Consider the following 24,873-nt stretch of genomic DNA (forward strand, 5'->3'; position numbering starts at 1 on the left):
ACTCCGGGCAGTAAATTTTCATCACTCGCATAGCTAAACCTCTGTTGCCTGCCAGAAGAAGGGATTTTGGTTCCCTCCCTCTTGCTCTGAACGTGTAACACTGGTAACACGTGTAACGTCGTTGATTTAATTGAAATTAATCTGTTACCAGTAAGCCAAATAAAGAGGTAACGCGTGGTAACACACTGATTTTTGTTACCACTGTTACCAGTGGATATTTCTGACTGGTAACAGTGGCAAGCCTCGTCATTACTGCCTGTTACCTCTGTTACCAGTGTTACCTCATAAAAATAAGACTCACGCGATAACTATTCGGGATCGGCGCTGCCCAGTACTTGCGTATTAAACTGGTACACGCGCTTAAGCCCTATTTCTGGCAGGCGAACGCTGTTTTGCGTTCTCCCGTCTTCCCCGGCTTTCAGCCAGCCCGCCTCAACACACAATCTGGCTACCTTTCGCGAATCGAACCCTTTACAAATTTCTTTCCAGCCAGATGGCAATACGTAGAAGGTCACAGTGGATTCTGTCACGTTGTCGCCCTTGTCCACTTTCCTGAACCCCATCATCGACAGTGGACGGTTCCTGTCGTCGTGCCAGTCAGCGAAGCGGCTGAACTGGTTGCGTGTCATATAATCCCTGACCTGCTCCAGTGCGGTTTTATCCTCCTGGTTCGCGGTATGCCCACGATCAGCCATCCATGAGGCCAGGCAACACTCAGCAGCCCTGAACGCCTCACCTTCAGGCCATCCGGTTATCCCGGCTTGTGTGGCAAGTTCTCCCGCCATAGCAACCAGCGCAAAACGGGTAACAGCACGCCCAACCTGATTTCCTGCATCCGCTGGTGTCAACCTGCGGGTGTAGTCCTTCAGCAGCGCTTTCGCCTGGCGGGTCAGTTCCTGAAGATCGGCTGTCAGACAATGCAGCCAGTCGCGGAAGGGTGAGCCATGATAATGAGTAACGGCGTGTTCCAGATGCTCCGCCAGCGCTTTACCACCACTAAAGCCATGCAGCTCCTCAAATACTCCATGCTTGCCCGAATCACTCGGGATCTGAATCATGCGTACTTCAACCCCGGCGTAGGTTCGCTCTCCGGCATTGGCAGCGTGCTCGACCAGTGACAGCTCCCCCGTGGAAAGAAACAACAAATTCCAGCGGTTTGTTTCCCGTACCGAACCATCAGTTCGGGCGCGGGCTTTGCCCTGGCCGTTCGCCAGCATGTAGGCAATATTCCCCGCCTCTCTGCCATCCACCTCGCGGATCTCATCAAGCATCAGTGTGGCATCATTGCGACGGCTGGCCGTTCCTTCCAGCGCGTTCCCGGTAGCACGCCATGTATGCCAGAAATCCGTACCACCGCACACCGAAGCAGCCACTTTCATGGTCGTAGTTTTACCGTCTGTAGATTCACCTTTCAGGTGATAACCGCCGCCACCTATGCCAACCAGCTTCAGAAGCGGCGCGGCGAATGCCAGGCTTACGGCAAAGGCCAGTCGGGCATTATTGACGCAATAGCGACCTATATTTTCCCGCCATTCTTCCGTGGTGCCCGTAACCCGAAAATCACGCCCCTGAACGCTGGAAGTCTGGAGAATGACAGACTGTGACTCTTTGCCGATCACTTCATCCTGAAGAACATAAACCCCGCCATGCCAGCCTGTTTTATTTACACAGGTCACTTTTCTGTCGGGTTTGCACAGGGAGATATATTCCATCAGGTGTGCTCTGGCCATCCCGTTGATATTGATATAAGAAAGCCCATTGACCAGCAGTACGCGCCGCAGCTCTTCTCCGCTGCCGCCCAGCATTTCCATCGGCATTGCCCATTTTCGGCTCATACCGTTGGTGTCCACCCATTCCAGCAGTCGGCCATAGTTGCTGCCGTCAGCATCGCTGGTGATAGCTGTCACACGCAGCGGGCTGCAAATCTTGATATTGCGGATCTCAGTGTCACCATCTGATTTGTTCACCAGCTTGTCGTACCACAAATATTCTTTCGTGAGCCTGAACCCCTGCGGCAATCTGGTTTGCCCTTTTCCGTGCAATGTCATTTCCTCCCTGAAGGCTTCACGCGCCCTTTCCTTCCCGGTTTCCTGACGATAATCATCCCAGTCGGCTTTATGACGTACCGGAGGAAGCGTTACCCAACCATCTACGGCTTTCGCGGCTTTTTCAGCCCATACCCGGCCAGTGTTCTCTTTCCCGTCAACAAGATCGTTATCTCCAGCGAGGATAATCCGGGTGTCCGGCCATCGAATGCGGATTTGCTCCGCAACCTTCACCAAATTTGTGGCCGCAATGGCAGCAACGATCCAACCGTCAGCCAGGAGGCTGACCGTCAACGCAGTGGCATATCCTTCAGTGATAATGACCTGTTCTGGAGCATCAGACGGAACATCAGCCACGGCAATAAAAGCACCTGACAGCTGACTGCCGGGTAAAAGACTTTTATCACCATCAGAGTTAATAAGCTGACCGCCTGTAACATTCCCGGTGATGTCAGTTAAAGGCAGCAGCAGCGACCCGGCTGGAAAAGTCATCCCCGCCAGATTGATGGCAGCAGTAAGAAGCGGTAAAGAGTAACCCTGCAATCCCTTTCCGGTCAGATAGGCTGATTCACCGTTTTGAGACAACTTTTTAAGTTTCTGATAGCGGTCTGCTCCGGTCTCTTTTCCCGCCACCTTTTTCCTGGCTGGCATAGCGGGTTTATCCTGTACTTCAGGCAAGGCCAGAACCTCAGAGACCATTCCCGCGACCTCCTTCACTGAGCGCCCAGTCACCAGACGGACTAAATCAAGGCCATCGCCATTGCCGCACTGATTACAGAACCATGTTCCGCGCCCCTCTTTGTCATCAAGACGAAAGCGATCTTTTCCGCCGCAGGCCGGACAGGCACCGTGGCGTCGGGCGGAAGGAACATTAATCCCTAACGCGGAAAGGATGTGTGGCCAGCGCCCGTTTGCTGCCCCCGAAACCGCAGATACAGACTGAACTTTCATAGCAGTACCTCCCCGACTCCCGCAGTGGTAATGCTGAAACCCGGAGGTACTTCTCCATCTGGCGCACCGAAAACGATGTCCCGGTACACTTCACGTAGCTCAGAGACACCAAATGCGGAAAGGCGAATATTTTCAGCCATGTAACCAGGTGACAGCATTCGCTCCAGAACGTCACACGCCAGACGATGCCCCTCTTCCTGGCCGAATTCGTTAATCCAGGGCGCTTCAATGTGATAAAGAATATTCATGGCCACGCGATCAGGTGTAAGCTCGATACGCTCGCCATCCTCGATATACACAGCCTCCCCATTAATTCGCACCATCAGGGAAATATAGGCATCAGCAATGCAGGAACGCAGAAATGCCGCCCGAAACTCAGGTGAATGGACTACGAGATTAGCGTTCATGCTTTTCTCCTTTAATGGTACTAGTTTCTCTCACCACACCCTCCAGCTGTTCTGCAATACAGGCCATGATTGCTGCGGCTCCCTCAGCAGAAACTGTTCTCTGCCCACTCATCGCAGGAAATGACAGAACTTCGGCCAGGAACTCGCTCGCCAGCGCAGCCCGTAAAAGACGGTTCTCGCCTGCTTCAGTCAAGGTGCAACCGTGGTTAGGGATGGGTAAATGACTCATGCGCTCACCTCCCCGAGTTTGTTCATCGGAATACGTGCGGCGAAGCTCAGTACAAAATCGGCAACGAGTTTCATGCGGGCAGCACGCTCGCAGGTTGCAACAGTACGCACAGCGAATGGACGCGCGGCATAATCAGTACGGCGAACAGCGAGAAATACAAAGGTATATTGGGGGCGAGACAAAGCAGGGATCGTAGCCATGGCGGCAATCTCCGTTAGATAGCGGGTAACGCTACCACCGGAGTTCCTACGCTCATGGGTGGTAGCCCAGACGGGGGTAGGAATACCGGCTCTAACGGATACCGGCCAGCCCGAAAGCTGCCCCGCCTGGACTACCATAATTTGGATGATGTGGCGTAAATAACGAATAGATACGGTTAACCACCACACCATAAAATAAGGGTGAGTCAAAGCTACGACACAAAAAAACACGCCTGGCGCGTGTGGTGTCGCCGTTAGATTACTCGGGTTCCTACGCCCGGTTGCCGATTTTGCGGCAACGCTGCGAATATAGCCCGAGCAATTAGCATGGCGCAAGAATTTTATAACCGAATTTTGTTTGTTGAACATAAAGATAAACCCAGGCATCCTTGAACCTCAGACCGAAGTTACGGTTTTTCATTATCCTGTTGCTGTGCATAAGACCCGCTTTTTGCGGGTCTTTTTGTTTTTCAGTCTCAGTCAGAAAAAGTCACTGCACTCTCATCAACAGCCGCATAAAGCTCTGGTTCACCCAGCGCATATCCTTCATTCCGCAGATAAGAATTAACGTATTCACTTTTCTCATCATCAAACTCAGCGCGAAATGATCGTGTTCGGGACTGGGTATAAATGTGCAGATTATCCAGCGTAGTGACCGCAAGTCGTTTTCCCGGCATGAACGGCGGGATAAAAGCAAACCGTCCGGCAACCGAACTGACTGCCATTTGCGCAGCTTCCACATCAGCCGGGCGATCAGCCGCGTTGAAGAGCTTAAGACGCTGTTTAGCAGCAAGCTCGGCACCCACGAGAACCACCAGACGCGGATCTTCCCGATAAGGCTCTGCAATCAACTCAGTGATGAGGTGATTAGCAAGCAGATCGAGGTTTTTCCATTCCCCGGTATCTCCAAGAGTTAGAGGGGTGCTTAAAACCTGCTGACCATCTCGATAATCTTTTGCCAGAGCATGCCAACCGATATTTACGTCCTCACCTTTTTTATTGATCTCAGGATCAGTCGTATCGGCAATAGACTCTCCATTAAAACCAACCCGCAACATATCAAGTGCATAAGCCTGACTAAAAAACGCACTGACCGATTTATCAAATTCGCCCTGAGCACCTGTATGATAAATATGTGACATATCTAAATAGCTGATTCGTGCACACGTGTCAGTTTCGGACAGAAAAAATTCAGTGCCATTTATCGCTAACATCTTACGGAATCTGCCGCCGTGAACTCGTCCTGTATGTAACTCGCTGGCTCCAATATTAATGGCATTACCTGAAACAGCATTTACGTCACGCAAAGTGATATTATTGATTAACCAACCAGACTCAAGAATTGAGCTTCGCAAAATATTTTCTGTTGGTTTACTTAATGTAAATCTTCTGTTTGAAGATTCCTGGTAATTTGTGCCAGATACGAATTTACTGTGATAACGGCGTGCAGCGTCCGGCCTTTCGGCTTTGAATGCATACATGATTTATCCTTTTATTATTTACGAAATATTTTTTTCTTGTGTTCAGAGAGCTGATTATATTTCACAGCATGCTCTGCATACTCACGATCGCTTACTACGGAGCGAAGAATGGCATTTTCAGCGCGGTAGTACTCCCGATAGGCCATAGTTCGACTTATCCCACCTCTTTCCAGTTCGTAACGGTCATTTGGGTATGCACAACATTTAAGAATGTGCTCAACTGCATTATCCAGTGCGCATAGAGCATCCAAGATAAATCTCACATCCCGAACTAAAGTCGCATCGTTTAAAACATTAATAAACTCAGCGGGAGAAGTTAACGGTCTGGAAAACGAGTTAAGATATTTTTTACTAACGTTCTTCCCGATATGTTCAGCTTCTTCAAGTAACAAACTTCCGAATCCTCTGAAGAGACTTACCCGCGTTTGCTGCTCTTTCTGCCGTAAAAATGCAGAATGGTACTGCCGTTCATAGGCATCACGCGCCCCTTTCACGGCATTTTTGTTTTTTACTTCAGAAACTGTTCTGGCGTTAACATTCAACCCTGCATTTTTTAATGCGTACTCGGCAGAGCTAACATCCTTTTGTCGGAAAGATAACTCTTCTTCTTCACGCTGACATAGTACCTCAAATCGACTCATTAAGAGATTAATTTCATCGGCAGTCGCTTCCGTATCGGGGATTGTTAGCCCTGTTAAAGAACGTAATTTCTCTCCTTTATGACGCAGTTTATTTAACATAGAGATCTCGATGATTCTTATTATACATGCAGAATCACCATATTGTTCTTTAAAAATACTTACCTGATAACTATTAAGAATAGAAGTACTTTCATTCTTGAATGAAATTAATTTAGTGTTAGTCATTTCACATTTTCCCATTGGCATTTTTCTTTTCTGTTTTGAATGTTTTTCTCTATCCAATCATTGATTTCTGCTTCTACCCATGCAACAGACCTCGTACCAATAGGAACCTGATTAGGAAATTCTTTATTTTTGATCTTTAAATAAATAGTCGATTTCGGCAGGCCGGTTAATGAAATAACATCAGACATTCTTAAAAGCCTAATTTTTTTATATGCAGCGGATTCCTGAGATATAAACCCCATAGCTTTGTCCTTTTTTTAAATATGTTGGTAATAACTTGTCCTCATTGGATGGTTATATACTTACATAGATGTATTTAATCGTAAAGCTTGCACGATTGCAGGATATTCAAAATATTTGAATATAATTTTTTTGCCAATATTATCCAATATTGTCCAATATTGCTGGGTGACAACGGCTGTTTACAATTGAGAACCGTTGTTCATCGCTGATAATCATCAAATTTGAAGAATGAAATATGTAACACTTTGTAAAATCACATTCGAGGCTGGAGGCTGGAGGCTGGAGGCTGGAGGCTGGAGGCTGGAGGCGTTATAGAATGAGTCCAGACCTGTTAGAGCACAAGCTTTAATACATGTGTATATTTATATGTATAACTCAATATTTAAACAGAAAAAATATCCTTATATTTCATGGAATAAATTAGCAGGTTTCATTCATGCAGGGGACACTTTGACGTTCACGTGCATTCACCTGTCTATCGCCAGAATTCACTGAGCAGAAGAATCCTGTTTTATTTGAGCGTAACGCGCAGCAAGCTGTCTTAGGCGCAACTCCAGCTGGGTCTTTTCGGCTTCAGGAAGCGCATCTCCGGCTGGATGCTGTGACAGGCGTCGGAGTTGTTCTTCAGCCGGTATTGTTTGGTTAAATGACTGTATAGTCGAAAAAACCACCGATTTAAGCTCACTCACCGTGATATATTTTCCTTTTTGCTCATCCAGACTGCTCAGCCGATGGCTCAGTTGCTGAAGCTTCATCATTCCCTGATACCAGCTGTTCATGGCCTCAGCAGGCAACGCTGCCGCGTTAAATTTTTGCTGCCACTGCACGGCGAGCGGCTTCGCCTCCTCCGGCCGCACTGTCTGGAGTTGCGCTAACAACTGAAGGCTGTAGGAAATATTCCAGTCAGGGGGCAGCTTGTCCAGTCGGTCAAGCTGCTGCTGCGTTTCAGTGATAAATGTGGACGGTAAAGTACCTTGCTGTGCTAACGCGTCTTGCTGAACAGGTGTAAGCACTTCAGGTAACGGCGCCAGAGATGCATTAGCCTGAGTCGTTAAGGGATCGGGTCTGGACAGAAAGCCCCCTCCCCACGCCGCGGCGAGGCTGACCACCAGCATAGAACACATCCCGGCGACAAAGGGCTTCCATGGTCTGACCGACCCGTGCGCTGTCGTAAGACCCTCTGCATCAGGCTGATTCTCCGGCTGCACAACATAGACCCATTTCACTTCGTCAACCGGCTCTGCCCTTTCCTGAGGTATTTCGCAACCGGGCATCATGCGTGCATTCAGATCTGATGCGTCATTACTCCTTTCCAGCCGTTCAGCATTCGAACGTATCATTGTTCGTAACGTATCGAACTGGCTTAGGTGTTTCAGCTCAAGGCGCTGGAGCACCGAACCCAGCCGGGTAAGCAACACTTCAGCACGATAAAGCTCACTAAGATGGCTGTTGTTGAGTGGAAGCATACGCATGCGCTGCTGCAGGCGCTGGCTCAAGCCGCTAAGAATTTCCATACGAGCGTGTAGCGTCTTAGGCCAGAAAACGTCCCACTGATGGCTAATCAGGGCCTCCAGAATCGCCAGCCCTTCGTTCAGGCCTGCTAATCCAGACAGGTGAGTACGGGCTAGGGTGTACCAGGCTGCAGTCTGCAACTCCACACCGTTCTGTTCGAACAGAGAGAGACAGCGTCTTTCGACATATTGCCAGTTCACATCCGGGCGAGCAGGATGCGTCAGCTTACTGAGTTCATCGCGGAGGGCGGCGTAATCTGGCAGCGTGCGCGGGTCGCCGCCGGTTTTTAACGTTATATGTGTGGTCATCCTGGAGGGCCTGCATATCCGTTTCGGTTAATTTCATTAGTTGATCTGTAGGGCTATTTGGCGATTTAAAATGCAATGACGCATTAAAGGAATGAATGTTATCGCTATGACAGCAGCGCTAAAATCAGACCGAAAAACACACCTTCATCCAATAGTTGTCCGGATCGGGATGAGGTATCAGGGGGAGTAAAGATCCAGCCATTTGCGCTCCCCACCCGCATGAACAGGCGTCCTTGAGAAATCACCTTATCTCCGGAACAGAAAGTCACCTCGACACAACCAGCGACGCCCTGTCCATACAGAAAGATCGGCATAAAGTTGACCGCCCGGCTGTCATAGCGCAAAACGATACCGGAAATCTCAAAAGCCCCGCCCTCCACCAGCAGATCCGGAACGGATACGGTCAGTGGCTCCACATTCAGTCCCGTATCCGTCAGCCACGCGTCCATTTGCTCCTGAAGCTGAGCCATCCGCTGGCGAAACTCTGCAATATCAGCCTGACTCTTGCTGATGGCAGGAACTGGTGCAGGTTGTCGTGCCTGCAACTTTTTCAGGAACTGTGATTTTACTGACATGATGTTATCAAACCTTATATACGGAGGGTCGTATCGAGATATTGTTGTTGCCTGAGATGCCTCAACAGGACCCGTCCTTCGGGCATAAACTCAGTCCCGTAGCGCACCAGACCAATCCCTTTAAGTTCAGCGTCAATGGCATAACGCAGTTCGCCGGGGACGTTCTGTTCCAGCAGGACAACGGTTATTTTTTTCAGGCGGGGTTCATATTTGAGCAGGACGGAAGACAAAGTGCCCATCAGCTCATGGGCCGTTCCCGGCATGCCCTGCAGGATTTTGGTCATATCCGGCAGGCCGTAGTCCGGCAGGTGCGACAGCGTACCGGCACGACAGTTGAGAACGCGCTGCATGTTATCCAGCACCGAGAGGATGACCTGATTTTCTTCACTGACCTGACTAAGGTTGAGTCCGCCTGTAAAATTTCCCGTTAACATTTCATACAGCGAAGGCGCGTTATGTCCGTAGGGCATCAGTCTTCCTTAAGCGGCTGTAGCGTCAGAGAGTTATCACCTGCTTCCAGGATACGTGGTTTATCCGGATCCAGGTCACTGCGTTTGATAACCTGCTTCCAGGCGTTGTTGTCCATATCCGGATGGCGGAAGAGCCCTACCACCGCGACAAACTGCGCCTTTTCTTCCATTGGCATATCAAGGTTTGCATCGCCACCCGGTTTCACCACGACATCACGACTGGCCAGCATGTCGTCTTTCAGAATGGTGCTATCATCCTGAAGCAACTGCTGATACACCGTCTTATCAAAGGTTTTGCGGTCTTTGAGCTGATAAACCCTTATCACCACCGGCTGAGACAGCGAGTTACTTTCACGGGAGTCGGTGTTCAGCGCCTCACGTGCGGTGAAATCGAGGTGCAGCACCTTGATTTTTTTGTAGAACACGGCGTTAAACGCCGATTTAGTGCCATCGGTGACGCTCTGCGTCACCCCGCAGCCTGCCAGGCTGAATGTCAGCAGCGGTAGCAGCCAGCGCGAAGTCTTAATTGAATTTGTACGTAACACGTCGGTTTCCTTGTTGTGGTGTTGAGGGCTGCAGGCCGGTGTAATAGCCCAGTTCCGTCGTGAAGGTCTGCGGGATATCGTCCAGGAGATATTCGTCTTCCGCGCCCAGCACGCCATTCATCCCCAGCCAGAAGCGACCTTCACCGAGCGGCGGCGCAGCCAGCAGGCAGGTCCGGGTGGTCAGAGTAATTTTTGCCTTAAAACGCCACCCGAGATAAACCCGCAGCATCACCAGAAAGTCCTGATACAACAGACCGTCCGGTTTCCAGCCCTGCGCTTCCTGTTCGTTATCCGTCGTGAGCGCAATCAGCAGCTGACTGCTGGCATCCATCGCTTCGTCACCCAGAGGCGTATTGCCATCAAGCAGAAACTCTTCGTCACCGTAAAAACTCAGCGGCCTGTCAATCTCTACAGGCCGGAGACAATACGGACTCACCTGCACCGTCGTATCGGGGGCCAGCAGGCGCACCAGTGCCTGCATCCCTTCCTGAGTTTTGCCCGGCTGCTGCAGCACACCCAGTAGCGCCAGAAAGCGGGACACTGGCGTGGCTATATGATTCGCAGTGCCCGGTATGCCCAGACCAACCAGACCCAATAACGACTGCGAAATGCTGTCGGTGCCGCCGGGCTCAAACGTGGCCGGATACGAGTATTTACGCCAGACGCGGTAAAACTGCGTCAGGATGCGATGACTGAAAATATCCAGAAACCCCTGCAGCGCCTCATGTCCTTCCCGGCGCTGGGAAATGTCATCGAGATAGGCGGTCGGTAGAGGCGAATCAACACCGTACATCCCCATAAAGGTCGTGCGGATAAGCGGTGGCCTGCTGTCATCATCCTCGTCATACTCGACAGCCTTCAGTTCACTGGCCGGGAACCCCATTCCAGGGTGCGGCGCAAAGCGTACCGGGTCATCCGCCGGATGGCTGGTAGAGCCCATCAGCGGCCTGTCCGGATGGCGCTTCTCCAGTAGCTGGCATAAACGATAAAAGTTGATGCGGTGAAGCTCGGCCTCCAGCCGCGGGGTCAGCCGGGAATGCGGCGGTTGTGCTTCTCTTCCCATTCCAGGCGCTCTCCGGTCGGTTGCAGAATAATAATCAGGCGGTTAAACAGATAGATATCGGTGTACAGTGCAAAGAAGCGGCTCAGCATCTCGCCGAACAGACAGATATCGCCGCGCCCGGCAAAGCCGTTGCTCTCAAGCGTCACCTCAATCTGCACCCCGCGCACCAGATATCCCTGCTCAAAGCGTTCCGTTTCACTGTGCTTCACATCGATAATCGCCTCCAGACGACGGCGGTTCATCTCGCTGTCGGTCCACTCATACAGCGCCAGGGTGCCGCGCAGCACGTCGGCATTGTCCATCATCGACAGGAAACCGCTGCCGAGATGGCTCAGCACACGCCAGTGAAAGCGATCCTGCGCCGGGGGATAACAAGGCAGCGTCGGCGCACACAGGTTACGCACGGCGATACTGGCTGAAGTGGTTTTCATCATTGTATCGAGCACGGTACTTTGCAACGCTCTGCGAGGTAGTTGGCCATTGGTGCCGGTTAGCGTCAGCGACAGGCTTTCATCCTCCGGCACCGTGTGGTTATCAAACGCTTCCCCGCCGAGGATAAGCCAGGTGTTATGCAACCCCGACGGGCCACGGCGCACGCGGGTGTGGTAGTAATATTCCGGGGCTTCATGGCGCATCATTCCGCCCTTGTGGCGGAAGCTTGAAAATGGCACGTAGGTATGCTGGCTCGATGACATCACCGAATCCACCGCATATATCTCGGTATGGCCATCCTGCACGCGCATCGGGCGCAGCATGTATTCGGTCTGCAGGGAGTTTAGCGTCAGCGGGTCAGATTCCAGCGGGAACAGGTTAATCACCGGCACACAGTTCAGGCGCAGATGCTTTTCGGTAAAGCTGAAATCATGCTCCCAGCGTTCTGCCAGCACCACGTCGATTTCAAACCAGGGGAGCTCAGCCGGAAAGGCCACTGTCTCCAGCCCACGCAGCCCGGTGAACATGAATTTCTCACGGAAGGTGAAGTACTCGAGCAGCAGCTGATATCCGCTAAAGCTGCTGCTTCCTTTCGGCCACAGGACGTCATCATCGCCAAAGCCCAGCGCGGTGAAATATCCGTCGAGCGGTCTTCTGTCCATGTCACCCGGCATCCGCAGCCAGAGGCGCGCTGTGTTCATGGTAAAGGCTTCATGCATGGAGCAGGCCAGCGGGGCATCAGCGTTAAAGTAGAGCGGGATCTGGCTGAGATCGATACGACTCCAGTCGGCGAGATGGCTGCAGTTAAAGCGCAGCGTGATGACCGAACGGCCATCCGGATCGGTTGCCAGCCGGGCACTCTCAAGCGACAATGGCTGAAGGGTGATCTCTTTGGTGGTGGTGTACCGACAGCGCGTGCCCTTCTCACCGATCGGCCTTGAGTTCACCTCAAAGCCTTTGACGATGCGCATCGGCTCTTTCATTTCGAGCCAGTCAGGCGTGAACTCCACCACTGACATCGACGGAATGGTACGAAGATAATGCGGCCATAGCAGGCTGACCAGCCCTTCGGTAAGTTCAGGCAGGTCGTCATCGAGCTTTTCACGCAAGCGCCCCATCAGGAAGGCAAAGCCCTCGAACAGGCGTTCAACATACGGGTCGCGCGCACCGGCTTTATCGAGGTTGAGCATTGCTGCCTGCTCGGGGTGAGCACGCGCAAACTCTTCGCCGGCTTCCAGCAGATAGCGCATTTCGGCGTCATAATAACGCAGGGTTAAGTCGTCCATAGAAAACCAATATGATTGAATGTTTAACAGTATTCAGGGATCAAGTGAAGCCATCACAGCCTGCAACTTATTGATATGGTATCGACTAATATTTCTTGCTTACTCGCTTAAACACCATAAGAGAGACAATATAAATAACAACAAAAGCAATATTCGAAGAACCATAAAACAGCCAAACAATGGAGTAGGTTTCGTCAACCAAATAATCCAGAGTTGTTCCAATTAACACGGATTCAAAAGTGTATTTGATATCCATGAGTGAAAGGGAAAGAATTGTTGTACTGACCAGTAAAAACAAGGCTACAGGCACAAAAGCTAGCAGTATACGCTTAATCATTCTCAATTCCCTGGGATTGGCTGAATGTTGTGGGGGCATAACCGCTCGAGCCTTTTCCGGTGAGCCCACTTCCTTTGCCTATTGCCCCGGCAGTTTCATTACCGCTGCCTACACCATCAATTTCTTTATAATCTGAAGCGTTATGATAGCTGCCCTTAAATTCGTCAGTCATTTTAATTATTCGCATATCAGCTGGATTTAGAGCTAAATCCTCCAGATAAGCATTCAAAGACGATGGGATCGCAAAGTCTTCACTGTAACCCAAAGAGTCTAGCAGTCTCACGTCAAATATTCCTGTACCTGCTTTTTTAAGTCCCGTTACTGACGTTGTAGTACAGTTGTTAACTGCCAGGTTATATCTATCAATAACGCGCCCATCTTCTTTTATTTCCGCACTGGTATTTTTTCCATCAGGGTGAACGCTGCTGGATGACCATAAAGCATTAAATATTGATAGCGTGTTGGATTCATCGACGTCCAGTATTTTAAAAACTGACGCCCTCATTCGATAAAGTTCTTTTGCGTAAAACCTTACCGCTCTTTCGCTGGAATATTTAATCAACACGCCTTCACCTACAGGACTAAATCCTTCCTGATCATATCGTCCATAGGTGAACACATAGATCATATTTTTAAAGTGTATTGAAACGAAAGCATGTCCTGCACCTTGGGTTTCTGTCCAGAGGAAAACGCCATCACTCAGTTCATTCGTTTCTGCAATACACTCTCCCGCAAGGTCATATTGACCAGACTGGCTACAATCAATTCCCGGAGCAAACATCGTATCAGCCTGTGAGCCAGCCAGAAACGATGTCTTTCCAGCTCCTCCTGCATCTGAAATTGCACCAGCCGAACTCTTCTCATACGTATCATTCATCATCGACGGAATAAACTTAGCCTTACATGGACAGGTACTGTAGCTATCGAGTGTTCCGGCCATTCGCCTGCCGTGTATGGTATCGTTGTCGATGCCACCGGCTATCCTGTAAAGCCCGGGATATTTTCCACAGGTCACGCTGTCCTGCTCACGCGCAACCAGTTTATCAAACAGAGTGTGATCCTCGGCGCCCGAGGTAATTCTCCCGCCGCAGGTCGTTTTGTCACCCTGCACCAGATAAAAACCTTCTGTTGGCATATGTTTTCCTTTTAGTTGTATTCCGTCCTGTTACCCACAAAGCACCGCACTGCCTGCCGGGTCGAGCGCAATCAGACCGGCCAAAAGCTGGTCCATCTCAGGCTGAAGGCGTGACTTATCGGTTTCACTGCGTGTGGCTTTCATGCGCAGCAGTCTGAGGCGACGAGATTTCACTTCAAACAGCAGTGTCGGTGTCCACTGCGTGAGGGTGATTGACCGTGCGGCGCTATCGAGCTCACCCAGCAGATGCAGGGTCAGCTCATTTTTACCCTTTTGCTCGGCTATGCGGGCCATCAGCAGGCGCAGCAGCCATTTGTCTTTTGTAGAGTCGCAACCAGGACGGGTCTGGAGCCAGTGAAGTGTGGCATCCAGACCGTCAGTGTCCGCTTTATCCAGCGCTTCCGGCTCGAGGAGCAGGATATCGTTATCTGTCTTACCAGCAGCACTGACCGACTCATCCCGCCAGCTGGACAAATCGTCCAGCACGCTCTGATTTATCCAGTTGAGCGTGACCTCATCGGCAAACGGCGTTCCGTCATTAAAGGCCAGCGTTTCAAGTCCTGTGAGACGGCTCAGCAGCCCTTTCAGATCGGCGATGATGATATCGGCCAGCACATCGTGCCCCAATTTCACCAGAGCCTGGTGGATATACCACTGCAAATCCAGCCAGAGGTGATTAGCACCACGCGAGAAGGTGCTGTCCGCCTGCTCCAGTATCTCCAGCCAGCTCTGCTGCAGGTACAACCGTTTAAGCATGGCCCGCTGGTCAGCCCGCGGTGGTTCGATACGTGTTTTCCCTTCGGCATCCGGTGCAGGGATCGCTCTCAGCGTGTCATGGCGCAAGCTTTTCATCAGCCGGTGTGCGGCTAGCCAGCCATCAGGCTGCTCGCGCAGATATCCCGTCAGGGTACGGGCCTGGGCCAGCAAATCCTGACCGGAGGTGATGCGGTTCAGAACCGGCGCATCTGACTCGGTCGCATGCGTAAAGGGCTGTGACTGCGCCTTATTCCCTGCGTTCTGCGGTACCACGGCATCCACACCCCCGGCCTTCATCAGGCGAGACTCCAGCCCGCTGTACAGGGCATTCAGCTCTGGCCGCGATGCTTCCGGCTCGGTCTCCAGACGGGTACTGATGAGCAGCAAGGCCCCGGCGGTACGCTGTGCATCCTCGCGGATGACCTCCGGAAACAGTGACAGACTGTCCAGGACACGGCTACCGGCAAGCCATTCCAGTGCAGCCTTGCGGCTTCGGTCCCGCTGCGGGTGAAGCTGCATGCCGTAGCGCTGCAATAATCCGGCAAGCAGTTCAAGCCCTTCGGCAAAGCCGGCTTCGCCATCCTGGTGCAGTCGCGCCCAGCAGTAATAGGTCGCAATACGGATGTCTTTGGCTGTGGTGGTCAGTAACTTTTCAGCAAGCGTGCATATCAGTTCGGTATCAATTCCGGAGAGCTTATTAACCTCTTCGCGGATAAGCTGAAAATCATCGTCATATCCCGGGTCTTCCCCGGTCGGACTGGCTACGCTTACCGGAGCAAGCCAGGGCTGCCAGTTATCCGTGCGCGTCTGCGCCTGTTCACGCAGCTGAGCATCGTCAGCCTGACAGGCGATAACCAAATTCTGCAATGTGCTCATTATTCGACGCCCTCCATGTCATTGTTTTCCGTATTAGCCATCAGCGCCTGAGCGGTGGCCGCGCTGTCGACACTGAATATGTGATCCGGCAGCGTGAAACCACGCAGATCCAACAGCGCCAGCGGGCCTTTTCCGAGTTGTGAGCGCAGCACCCACTGCAGGGTGCGACCATCCGGTGCAGTAAAGCTCATCATCCACTGGCTGCGGTCCAGCTGCTGACGCTTGCTCAAGTCCAGCCAGCGGATAAAGCCCCAGGTCCCGCTGTAATCCCCGAACAGACGCGCACTGGCGTTGACCGTGGTCCATGTCAGCATCGTTCCCGGTTTGTAAGTCTCTCCCGGCCAGCGGAAGCTTTGCCAGTCGGCCATCTGGTTGAAGTAGTGCAGCTTTTGTCCATCAATGGTTAGCTGCGTCTCCACCACCTGTGGCACAGGACGCGCCTGCAGCTCAAAGCTGATGCCCTGACTACCATCGGTGAACAGGATGTCTGACAGCTGGCTCAGCTGGTTAATGGCCCGCAGGAAGGCCGGGTTAAAATTCAGTCCCTGGCTGTTGACCTTATCCGGTACCCACTGGCTGCCCTCTTTGTGCAACACACCGTTGAGCTCTGTCGACAAGAAGCGCTCTATCCGTCCACTGTCCTTACGGACAAATTCAGCCAGCATCGGTAAAGAGGCATCGCTTTTGCTGGCAGCAAACGGGAAACGGCCGTCAAAGGCAGTTTGCCAGTTCGCGACAACCGAGCGGCTCCATTTGTCATTCAGACTGGCTGCCGACGGCTGAAGTACGGTCTCCCAGGCCTGGGTCAGCGGCTGCACAAACATTGTGCTGCCAAATCCGCTCCACTCCTCACCAAGACTTGCCGAAATCAGGCTACCGTATTGCTGAGTGTCGGTGAGGTCCACGCTTTTGCCCTGGAATACGGTCTGCGCCAGGGTCTGCATCATTGCCTGCGGGTCAGAAGCGCTGGCCACCTGCTGCAGTCGCAGACGCACGCGGGTGATACGGGTCAGATACGTCTGCAGACTCAGGGTGTTGTCCGCCGACATGACATTACCACCTTTGTTTTTACCCAGAAGCTGTAGCAACGGGCCAAAGGTTTCATCGAGCGGCCCCTGTGGGCCTGACGCAGACTGGTCAATCGCCGGTTTATCCTGTCCGCCGACCAGGTCTTTAGCCGATTTGATGATGGAATCCGAAAGGCCTTCGTTTTGCTGGCCGGTTTGCCCCTGCCAGGCGAGGGTGTTCATCAGGGCAATCAGTGGCGACTGGCGGACATCGCTCATCAGCGTCAGCTGGTCGGTAACGTCCGCAATATTGTTTGCCGGGTTCCAGTGCAGACTGTTGAGGAAATTCAACCAGCTGCCGGCAAAGTCAATGAAATAACGCTCTGTCAGACGTGCTTTGAGCGCTTCCGGCGACAGATCTGCCGATACGGCTTTACGGGAATCGCTCAGCACCCAGTCGATTTCATCCCGGCGGGAATTTGCAGCCTTTTCGATAGCCTGCTGAATGCCCCCTTCCCAGGCCTGGCGGGTGAACATGCCCGGCACGACCACCTCGGTAGTAAAAAGTCGACGCGCATCGGTACCGCTGGTCATGTCCTCCAGGGAAACATCGGCGAAGTTACGACGCACTGACTTGAGCATATTTTCATACAGGGTGCTTTCAGCGTTACGACGCCCGATTTGCTGCAGCAGCACCTGGCGACTCTGGCTCACCAGCTGCGCATCCGGTGTGATTTTCCACTGTGGCTGCGCGGGCAGCTCGGCGATATAAAAAGCCCACAAATCCGGCACCAGGCTTTGCCACAGGCCGGTTGAAATCCCCATCCGCGTGGGCTGCACGGCTTTCAGGGTCTGTGCATAAAATGCGCCATCGACTTTATCCGGACGGGCCATCATCAGCCAGGCTTTCAGCTGGTCATAACCTGGCTTCGCCAGCTGTGCACGCTGGTCGCTGTTGGGGGCAGAATTTGTCAGCGCGGTGAGCTTCTGCTTAAGCGCTTCATTTGCCGGGTCGCGTATCAGACGGTTGTTCGCCACGCCGTACCAGGGCAGCATCGCGTCGAACAGCTGCTGGTTATGGTCCAGACCAAAGCGCTGATACCAGGGCGCACCGTCCTGAATATGATGCTGCAGGCGACCGGCTTCATTACGCAGGGTATGCAGGGCCGTCAGCTGATAATCCGATACAGAGGGATGCTCCACCAGATTGCGGGCCTGACCTGCCACAGAGGAAATCTGACTGTAGTTCAGGGCAAAAGAGAGCAACAGCCCGGCTCCCCAGACCCCGGTGATAGTCATCAGCGTCCAGGCGAGCGTCTGCTCCCACGCCATACCGACCCGGCGACCGCGCACGCGGGTACAGTCATCAACAATCCCCTGCCAGATCACCGGCAGAGTCAGGGCATGGCGCTGTGATTCCGGGACATATTCGTCTTTTTCCTGTGACGCACCGGCGTGTTTATTGTCCGGCAGGCTGAACATCAGGCCACGCAGCGGAATGCGCTGCTGTGAGCTATACAGCCACGGCGCCAGTTGCCGGGCCCGGCGGGCGATACCGCCGTCACTGAGGTACTGGCCAAGGCGCAGCAGGAAGTCATGGCGGGTGTTCTCAGCGACCTGGCTCACCCCCTGCGCCCGCAGGGCCGGCAGCATCAGTTCAAGCTGGCGGGTAATATCGTCTTCCCTGGCGCGTGGCGGGAAGCTGGCCCCCACCGCCTGCTCAGGGCGCGTCGCCTGCGGCCAGGCGCTGTCGCACAGCTGCCACAGCCAGACCGGGGCTGAGTAATGCAGCAGCTCGCTGAGCTTTTCCAGCCCGCGTAAATCGTTGTCGCTGATTTGTGGGGTCAGGTTAAGCGACTGCGGCATGACGCGGACAATACCGTCCAGTGGGCGCCCGCGACGCAGTTTACGCAGCGCGGCGTATTTTTCTTTATCAGGCTCAGCAGTCAGACTGCCGCCGTAAATCAGAACGGTACGGTTACCTTCAAGCCACTGGTTTTCCTGCAGGCCAGGTACCAGCAGTTCGATTGCTGCCTCATCGCCAGTGATTAACAGCAGACGGGTTTTACGACGCCAGTAAAGGCCAACACGGGAGCGAAGATGTCCCCGAATCTTGTTACACATGGCCACTGCAGGGTGAACAGGTGCTTTATCATTTTCCCGTTTCTTTTTCTCATCATCACCGTTGGTATTGTCGACAAGCGCATTAAACTCCTGCTTACCGACACTACGAACTGCCGCCAGAAGCACTACGGATACGATAAGGGCAGATCCTGAAATACATCCGCCGGCGATGAGCCAGTGAATTTGCTGCTGACTTCCGTCTTCAATCCCGGCTATATCCGGGTGCTTCCAGACCATGAACGTCATAACGGCCAACAGCAAAAAGAAAATCAATGCGACAGCAAGATAGCGGCCTTCCGTAGTCTTCGGTGCTAAGGGTAGCTTCACGGATCCATCTCCTGTCGGGAAGCAATCGGGGTAATGAGCGTGCTCCACAGCACATTCTGTGTGGTATCACCGCAGATAATCATCTGTGGTAACTGAGTTTGTCGGGCAATTTCGGTGGCGGCAGCGATAGCCAGCCAGGGGGCCGCGGCACCGGCATGTCCCATAGATGTATCGAGCGAAATGACGGCTTCGTCCTCTACAGATTGCGCAGGGTGCGCATTCTGGCACGCGATAACTTCTGCACGCTGCTCACCCGTCAGCCCGGCAAGCCACATATTTTTCACGATATTTTCTCTGAGCGGGGCGTTATAGGCAGCCATGTTCATCCCCTCCCTCAGCTCACCGGTTGGAGCAGCATCTGGCCGATGCAGCAGCGCGAGAGGTTCGAGAGCCTCCTGCGTCAGGCGGTTGCCAAGAAGTAGTGCTACACCGGCTTCAGCTGTGTTGTCAGATTCGGCAGGCTTTAACTGGAGACCCACAATCAATAGCATTGCTTTATCTTTAATACGTTCATTCAACCAACGGTCGATTACACTGAGCCCACTCCCCTCACCATATTCAACAGGAAGAGTAATATTGCTATTTTGCCAGGTTTCATCCCAGTAATGGCGAATACTCTCCAGAGGCAGCGATGTTGTTACATCAAAAAATATGACCAGTGGTACTTTGTCAGGGATATGTGCGAAAGGAATGCCAGCAATCAACTTCGAAAAAATATTCGTTATCACAAATTTTAGCGAGTCCTGCGGGCTAGAAGAAATTTGGCTCATCCTGGAGCTTTCATTACCATCCCGGTCGACCTGCGAAACAATAATGCTATCGTTATTTTGCATCGCAATAGCTGTATCTTTCTGAGCAACTGATGAGTGGCCGGTAATGAATGTTGCATTCAGCACCTGCAGTGCACGACGTGCCTTACGGGTTTCGCGAAGAATCCATTGTTCTCGTTGTTTGTCGAAAGCATTTGCTTTGCTATCCTGCAATGCCCACAGAAGCAGACAAGAAGCAAACGGAACACTCCACAAAACGATAGGCACACCTAAAGCAATTTTCCAAAAATACAGGTTTTCAACATAACGCCCAAATATACGCATTAATATAACACTGACCGAAAGCATGGCAATCAGAGCAATAATCCAACGAGAAAATTTCAGAGGCTTAGGTCTGGGGTAGCATTCTGGCAAATGTTTAAGTGTATATAACATTCATTCTCTCATATTACAGATTAACTAAATTGGCTTTGGGTAAATATGAGGTGAGGGAATAATTTACTTAAAACCACGTGAAAGGTCACAATCAAAAAAGGTTCATTATTTTAATGAAGGATAAACACGTTAATTTAATTTGGTCGTTGAAATAGACCTCCATTTCTTCAGCATGTAATTTAGCAGTTGCTTATCGTTTTTTAGATTGTAATCTGGAACCGGAGGGCTTTCTCCACCATACCCACCGTTTTCAACTATGATATGCTCTTCCCCTCGTAGGGAATATTTTACTCCATTTTTATACGCGAAATACTTTACAGTAACTGGGTCTATCCCACCAATACATCCAATTTTATAAGCAAATAAAACAGTGCCTTCGCCATCGGCAAAACTATTGTTTACTTCAATTGATTCTTTTATCAAATTCAGATTAATATCCACTTCACAGTCATTAACATAATCATTTAGAATCCAATCATCCTTTCCCTTCGTCACCTGTTTTACTGACAAATGTTCTCCAATGTTATTCTGGTTAATCTCCTTTTTTATCACCAGTAAATGCTCACCAGAATTGTCTTTCCACCTTACTTTAGGGGTTAGATCTTTAGCAAAAGTAGAGCTCACTGGGTACAAAAATAATATGCAACTCAACCTAAACAGCAGCAAAAGTGCCGAATAACAATTCATCAATAATACCCTTTATTTAAAATGAGATGCGAACTTCAAAACTCACAAGCTATTTTTGTAGCATAAACTTATTTGCAGTTTTGCAAGCTAAAGTTCCGTCAGGAAGTGAGTCAAACAAAGAGGTAAACTTATATAGAACTGTTTCCCCATTAACTTTCTTAAATTCAATAAAATACCCATAGGCACCATCATCATCACATTTTTTTCTCATAGACTCCGGTAGTGCAAAAGATACATTCCATACACACACTTTTTCATTTGGGAAAACTGCCGATGTGTTAACAGGATACTTAGACTTTTTGTCCACTCCCCAACCATAGTAAACCTCAGATACATTAACAAGTGTACTGTATTTATTTTTGATAAGTAAGTCACTTTCAATATATTGCTTCACTTCTTTTGAAGCCATTTCAATCAACAATTTCTTGTTATTTGTTTTGAAAATTTCTCTTAGAGAATCTATATTTGATTTATCCATACACTCTACTGCCAGTACAGAGGAACTGTAACAAAGTGACAACGCTAAAACATAATGATACTTCATATTACCTCCAGTATTAAATTTTTTATTTATCACCTTGTTCTTTCATCTTCATTCGAGGGTAGATTGGCTCCAAGGCTTTCACGCAACTCTGCAATATTAGACATTGTTGTTTTCCTCAAACCTGAACTTATTGTTTTTTGTGCATAAGCATAATATGGCTTAGGTACATAGAACCCTATCAATTCATAATGTAACCGCCCATTTATATAAACTTGATACAATGGATTTATAGTAACACTATCTCCCTGATTTCCGCCAAGCACACCTATTTCACCATCTTCAAAAAAACAGTATATAAAAGCAACGTGTCCTGTCCAAGATCCTTTTTTCCGCAAAACAACTATTGCACCGTATATAGGTTGAGATATTTTTATAAAATTTTTGTTTTTCGAGAAAGATTGAGAACTGGCGCTACCAGATGTCGAATACCCTGACTCTTTAAGGCAATAATTTATAAAAGAAGCACACCACGGATTAGAATTACCAACCATGGAAGACATATTAATGCCAGTCTTCTTATGGTAGTTTATTCCGCCATCGCCTTCCTTTACACGCCCCCATTTCCATCGAGTCTCTCCCTCCTCGAATGCAACCGCCATCCACGGAGCCTCTCTCTGATCATGAGGTAGTAACGCAATCGGATTACCAGAATTTTTCCCTCCAACTGAATCAAGTGTTTTTTTATTTTCATTGTTTATACTATTTTTTTCAGGTTTTTTAATAGCTGGTTTTGAGGCTATCGGATTTGCAACTGGCTTTTCAGTTTGACCAGACGTAACATTGCCACTTTTGTCTATCGAAATTGATTGTCCCGGGTATATTTTATTAGGATCTGATATATTATTCTGCCGCGCAATATCATCAACATACACACCATTTTTTTCTGCGATCTTCACCAACGTGTCCCCTGGAACAACGGTATAGTTCGAAGGCCCATTAGCATTGACACCATATATAGTCAAATGCTGGCCAGGGAAGATCTTACTCACATCTTTTATATTATTGTTTTTGGCAATCTCATCAGTGCTTGTCTTATAACGTTCGGCAATTTTCGAGAGAGTGTCGCCTGACATGACTGTATACTCAATCGGTTTTTGAGTACTCTTCGCACGTGGAACTTTGGGAGTATCGGCAAGAGTTTTTGCAGAGAATTGAGAAAAATTTCGCGTGAGCAGTATATTCTTCGTTTCATCCCCAGCAACTGCTGAATAAACAACATCCTCTTTTCCAGCAGAATTAGTATATTTGACGACAATAGCCATTCCTTGTTTCGTATGAATGATTGTCTTGAGCTTGCCGTAAGCGTCTGTTTTCCACTCGTAGCTAGTGCTTCCGAGCGTCACTTTAAATGGCACATCAGCAACTGGGCGGGAGCCGTCTGAAACAGTCACATTTGTCACATACACCCATTTTTCGGTGCCCGGCTTCAAGCCACCTTCCTTTTTGCTAATTGCCTTGATTACCTTACTGAATTTTGAATCGTCAAGTTCTCCTACTTTCTCCCCCTGAGCGACCCCACTTTCAGACATGATAAAATTGGCATAAGCTTCAGGGTTATTACCATCATTCCCCGGAGCATATTTTTTCATCATTTCTGGAATAGTAAAATCCTTATATTTTCGTTTGAGCAGAGATCGTTTGGCATTATCCCCAGCTTCTATGCTAGAAAATATTGCGAATGAATGTTTGTCTGGATTGTAGACAACTCCAATACCGATTTTTCCTTTCTGATTTTTTACAGAAATAAGGTTTCCTGGGTTATTGAATCGCCAATTCAGTGAGCCCCCAGTTTTTAACAATCTTGTGCCATTTGATGACTCATATTCTACCGTTTTTGTCGATGCATGATAAATAGCATTTATAAAGCGCATTTTAATTAATCCTCTCTGCTATTTGCCTGCAACTTCAAACTTGGCATCATCTAATAAAACAGGCGTCATGTGATATCCGGTCTCTGCAAGAAATATTACGCCATCAATACTGACACTTTTTCCTAGAAGTCTTTTATTTGCTTTATAGTCATTACTATCACGCATTATCAACTGAACGTCCTGATTCCAGTTTTGGTTGTCAGTATCTGCGTCTGTTACACACGTGAGTGGCTGTTTTAAATGCAATATCCACTCATGTAGCTTCTCATCATTCGCTTTATCCTCCCCCCAGCCAGGAGGGCCGTAGTATAATTTTTCGCTAACAACTCCTGTCAGACTTACTTTATCCCCTTCCTTTAAGCAAGTAGCAGATGCACTAAAGCTAGAAAGCACGATCATAAAGCAAAAAATAGACTTCCAAATTTCCTTTAACATAGATCACCCTGTCGTAGTTAAATTTAATAGTTTTGCGATCATTGATTCTGTTAGCGCAGAAGTATGATCTTCTGCTGTCTCGGTATCATCCGAATCGGTATCAGACTCCAGTGATTCTATATCTTCCGCACTATCTACCTCAGCCTCTTCGACTGATGTTGGAAGCTCTTCTTTGAGCCAAGTCTCTCGCCCTATGATTAAGTTTAATGTATCGCTTTCAGGCAGCACTATTTTTGGGAAGCGACCTGAACTGTCTACCGTGCCGGTCGACAGGATTTTCCCATTGCTGTCAGTAATGTTGTATGGCTGATTTGTCATCCAGTCCATACTTTGGCTGACACTATCGGCGCCAGGGAAAGCAAAACGCAAGCTTTGTTCGCCAGGTTCCATTACAGGAAAGACAGGCAGCGTGACCTTTTCTGATGCGCTTGCCTTACGCCCATAATGTCCTGCTTTCGTACGATATTCACCTGCAGTAGCAGATTCAATCGCACTTGCATCAATCCTGATATAGCTCCCACCACCATTCAGAGTCAGCTTCTTCTTCGCGATGATTTTTATTTCATCTTCCGTGCTTACGATGCTGATTTCTTTTCGTGCCAGCAATGCCATCAGATCGTTCTGCGCCTGTACCTGTACCGGTCCCTGGTTTGCTATCAGCTTTATGCCCAGCTTACGCACAAAAACGCTCAGGGCATTGCCCACCCCGATAAACAGATTTTTCACCACGCTGACGTCTGCATTTTTTCCGGCGGTGGCAATCAGGTTCTGACCGGCCGATACATGCAGGTGCTGTCCGCTGGTCAGCGCCATCCCCTCCGGTGCGCTCATCAACAGCACCGACTTTTTAAGGTCCGTCAGTTGCTGTTCCAGCAGCTGAATCTGCGCCTGCAGATCGGCCGGGTTTGCGGTCGCCTTCTGTGCATCATCGGAGATGGACGTCATCTGCTCCCGGG

At 50.0% G+C, this 24,873-nt stretch carries 23 protein-coding genes; all 23 read right to left on the bottom strand.

The window, feature by feature from the left end:
- Nucleotides 1-308: 308 nt before the first annotated feature.
- Nucleotides 309-2,996: a DUF927 domain-containing protein gene (locus HMPREF3143_RS20065; protein ID WP_070534183.1), complete on the bottom strand. Its 2,688-nt coding sequence runs from the start codon at nucleotides 2,994-2,996 to the stop codon at nucleotides 309-311.
- Nucleotides 2,993-3,403, bottom strand: coding sequence for a DUF5375 domain-containing protein (locus HMPREF3143_RS20070; protein ID WP_042713599.1), 411 nt, complete (start codon nucleotides 3,401-3,403; stop codon nucleotides 2,993-2,995). Before HMPREF3143_RS20070 ends, HMPREF3143_RS20065 begins: the two co-directional genes overlap by 4 nt.
- Nucleotides 3,393-3,632: a hypothetical protein gene (locus HMPREF3143_RS20075; RefSeq protein WP_042713601.1), complete on the bottom strand. Its 240-nt coding sequence runs from the start codon at nucleotides 3,630-3,632 to the stop codon at nucleotides 3,393-3,395. Before HMPREF3143_RS20075 ends, HMPREF3143_RS20070 begins: the two co-directional genes overlap by 11 nt.
- On the bottom strand, nucleotides 3,629-4,219 hold the full coding sequence (locus tag HMPREF3143_RS20080) for a host cell division inhibitor Icd-like protein (RefSeq protein WP_169809889.1): 591 nt from the start codon (nucleotides 4,217-4,219) through the stop codon (nucleotides 3,629-3,631). Before HMPREF3143_RS20080 ends, HMPREF3143_RS20075 begins: the two co-directional genes overlap by 4 nt.
- Before the next feature lie 89 nt (nucleotides 4,220-4,308).
- Entirely contained in the window at nucleotides 4,309-5,313 is a 1,005-nt protein-coding gene (locus tag HMPREF3143_RS20085; RefSeq protein WP_070534184.1) for a P2 family phage major capsid protein, read from the bottom strand.
- A gap of 14 nt (nucleotides 5,314-5,327) precedes the next feature.
- The gene (locus tag HMPREF3143_RS20090; RefSeq protein WP_070534185.1) at nucleotides 5,328-6,179 is read right to left on the bottom strand and encodes a hypothetical protein; all 852 of its coding nucleotides are present in this window, start codon (nucleotides 6,177-6,179) and stop codon (nucleotides 5,328-5,330) included.
- Nucleotides 6,176-6,421: a helix-turn-helix transcriptional regulator gene (locus tag HMPREF3143_RS20095; RefSeq protein WP_070534186.1), complete on the bottom strand. Its 246-nt coding sequence runs from the start codon at nucleotides 6,419-6,421 to the stop codon at nucleotides 6,176-6,178. Before HMPREF3143_RS20095 ends, HMPREF3143_RS20090 begins: the two co-directional genes overlap by 4 nt.
- A gap of 489 nt (nucleotides 6,422-6,910) precedes the next feature.
- A complete protein-coding gene (locus HMPREF3143_RS20100; protein ID WP_070534187.1) occupies nucleotides 6,911-8,242 on the bottom strand; it encodes a VasL domain-containing protein in 1,332 nt (443 codons plus the stop codon).
- Nucleotides 8,243-8,346: 104 nt separating this feature from the next.
- On the bottom strand, nucleotides 8,347-8,817 hold the full coding sequence (locus HMPREF3143_RS20105; RefSeq protein WP_070534188.1) for a hypothetical protein: 471 nt from the start codon (nucleotides 8,815-8,817) through the stop codon (nucleotides 8,347-8,349).
- A 14-nt stretch (nucleotides 8,818-8,831) separates the two neighbouring features.
- The gene (tssE, locus tag HMPREF3143_RS20110; RefSeq protein WP_070534189.1) at nucleotides 8,832-9,287 is read right to left on the bottom strand and encodes a type VI secretion system baseplate subunit TssE; all 456 of its coding nucleotides are present in this window, start codon (nucleotides 9,285-9,287) and stop codon (nucleotides 8,832-8,834) included.
- Nucleotides 9,287-9,832: a type VI secretion system lipoprotein TssJ gene (gene tssJ, locus HMPREF3143_RS20115; protein ID WP_032675272.1), complete on the bottom strand. Its 546-nt coding sequence runs from the start codon at nucleotides 9,830-9,832 to the stop codon at nucleotides 9,287-9,289. Before tssJ ends, tssE begins: the two co-directional genes overlap by 1 nt.
- Nucleotides 9,810-10,895 (bottom strand): type VI secretion system baseplate subunit TssG, encoded by a 1,086-nt coding sequence (tssG, locus tag HMPREF3143_RS20120; RefSeq protein ID WP_070534190.1) that lies wholly within the window; start codon nucleotides 10,893-10,895, stop codon nucleotides 9,810-9,812. Before tssG ends, tssJ begins: the two co-directional genes overlap by 23 nt.
- On the bottom strand, nucleotides 10,859-12,613 hold the full coding sequence (tssF, locus tag HMPREF3143_RS20125; RefSeq protein WP_070534191.1) for a type VI secretion system baseplate subunit TssF: 1,755 nt from the start codon (nucleotides 12,611-12,613) through the stop codon (nucleotides 10,859-10,861). The genes tssG and tssF overlap by 37 nt, the downstream gene beginning before the upstream one ends.
- An 85-nt stretch (nucleotides 12,614-12,698) precedes the next feature.
- The gene (locus HMPREF3143_RS20130; protein ID WP_045334249.1) at nucleotides 12,699-12,950 is read right to left on the bottom strand and encodes a hypothetical protein; all 252 of its coding nucleotides are present in this window, start codon (nucleotides 12,948-12,950) and stop codon (nucleotides 12,699-12,701) included.
- On the bottom strand, nucleotides 12,943-14,085 hold the full coding sequence (locus HMPREF3143_RS26385; protein ID WP_052686619.1) for a PAAR domain-containing protein: 1,143 nt from the start codon (nucleotides 14,083-14,085) through the stop codon (nucleotides 12,943-12,945). The genes HMPREF3143_RS20130 and HMPREF3143_RS26385 overlap by 8 nt, the downstream gene beginning before the upstream one ends.
- A gap of 30 nt (nucleotides 14,086-14,115) precedes the next feature.
- Nucleotides 14,116-15,717, bottom strand: coding sequence for a type VI secretion system protein TssA (gene tssA / locus HMPREF3143_RS20140; RefSeq protein ID WP_070534192.1), 1,602 nt, complete (start codon nucleotides 15,715-15,717; stop codon nucleotides 14,116-14,118).
- Nucleotides 15,717-19,175: an ImcF-related family protein gene (locus tag HMPREF3143_RS20145; protein ID WP_070534193.1), complete on the bottom strand. Its 3,459-nt coding sequence runs from the start codon at nucleotides 19,173-19,175 to the stop codon at nucleotides 15,717-15,719. The genes tssA and HMPREF3143_RS20145 overlap by 1 nt, the downstream gene beginning before the upstream one ends.
- A complete protein-coding gene (locus HMPREF3143_RS20150; protein ID WP_039266810.1) occupies nucleotides 19,172-20,380 on the bottom strand; it encodes a hypothetical protein in 1,209 nt (402 codons plus the stop codon). Before HMPREF3143_RS20150 ends, HMPREF3143_RS20145 begins: the two co-directional genes overlap by 4 nt.
- A gap of 129 nt (nucleotides 20,381-20,509) precedes the next feature.
- Nucleotides 20,510-21,067: a M949_RS01915 family surface polysaccharide biosynthesis protein gene (locus tag HMPREF3143_RS20155; protein ID WP_039266811.1), complete on the bottom strand. Its 558-nt coding sequence runs from the start codon at nucleotides 21,065-21,067 to the stop codon at nucleotides 20,510-20,512.
- Between the two features lie 49 nt (nucleotides 21,068-21,116).
- Nucleotides 21,117-21,611, bottom strand: coding sequence for a sugar ABC transporter permease (locus tag HMPREF3143_RS20160; protein WP_072205015.1), 495 nt, complete (start codon nucleotides 21,609-21,611; stop codon nucleotides 21,117-21,119).
- A gap of 29 nt (nucleotides 21,612-21,640) precedes the next feature.
- Nucleotides 21,641-23,482, bottom strand: a complete 1,842-nt coding sequence (locus HMPREF3143_RS20165) for a TIGR02594 family protein (protein ID WP_045334242.1) — start codon at nucleotides 23,480-23,482, stop codon at nucleotides 21,641-21,643.
- A gap of 18 nt (nucleotides 23,483-23,500) precedes the next feature.
- Nucleotides 23,501-23,917 carry a DUF4431 domain-containing protein gene (locus HMPREF3143_RS20170; protein WP_039266813.1) on the bottom strand — a complete coding sequence of 139 codons (417 nt, stop codon included), beginning with the start codon at nucleotides 23,915-23,917 and terminating at the stop codon, nucleotides 23,501-23,503.
- Nucleotides 23,918-23,920: 3 nt separating this feature from the next.
- Nucleotides 23,921-24,873, bottom strand: a 953-nt coding sequence (locus tag HMPREF3143_RS20175) for a DUF2345 domain-containing protein (RefSeq protein ID WP_139145881.1), incomplete at its 5' end; no start/stop codon positions are given.

The organism is Enterobacter sp. HMSC16D10 (assembly GCF_001807145.1).
GTDB classification, from domain to species: Bacteria; Pseudomonadota; Gammaproteobacteria; order Enterobacterales; family Enterobacteriaceae; genus Enterobacter; species Enterobacter roggenkampii.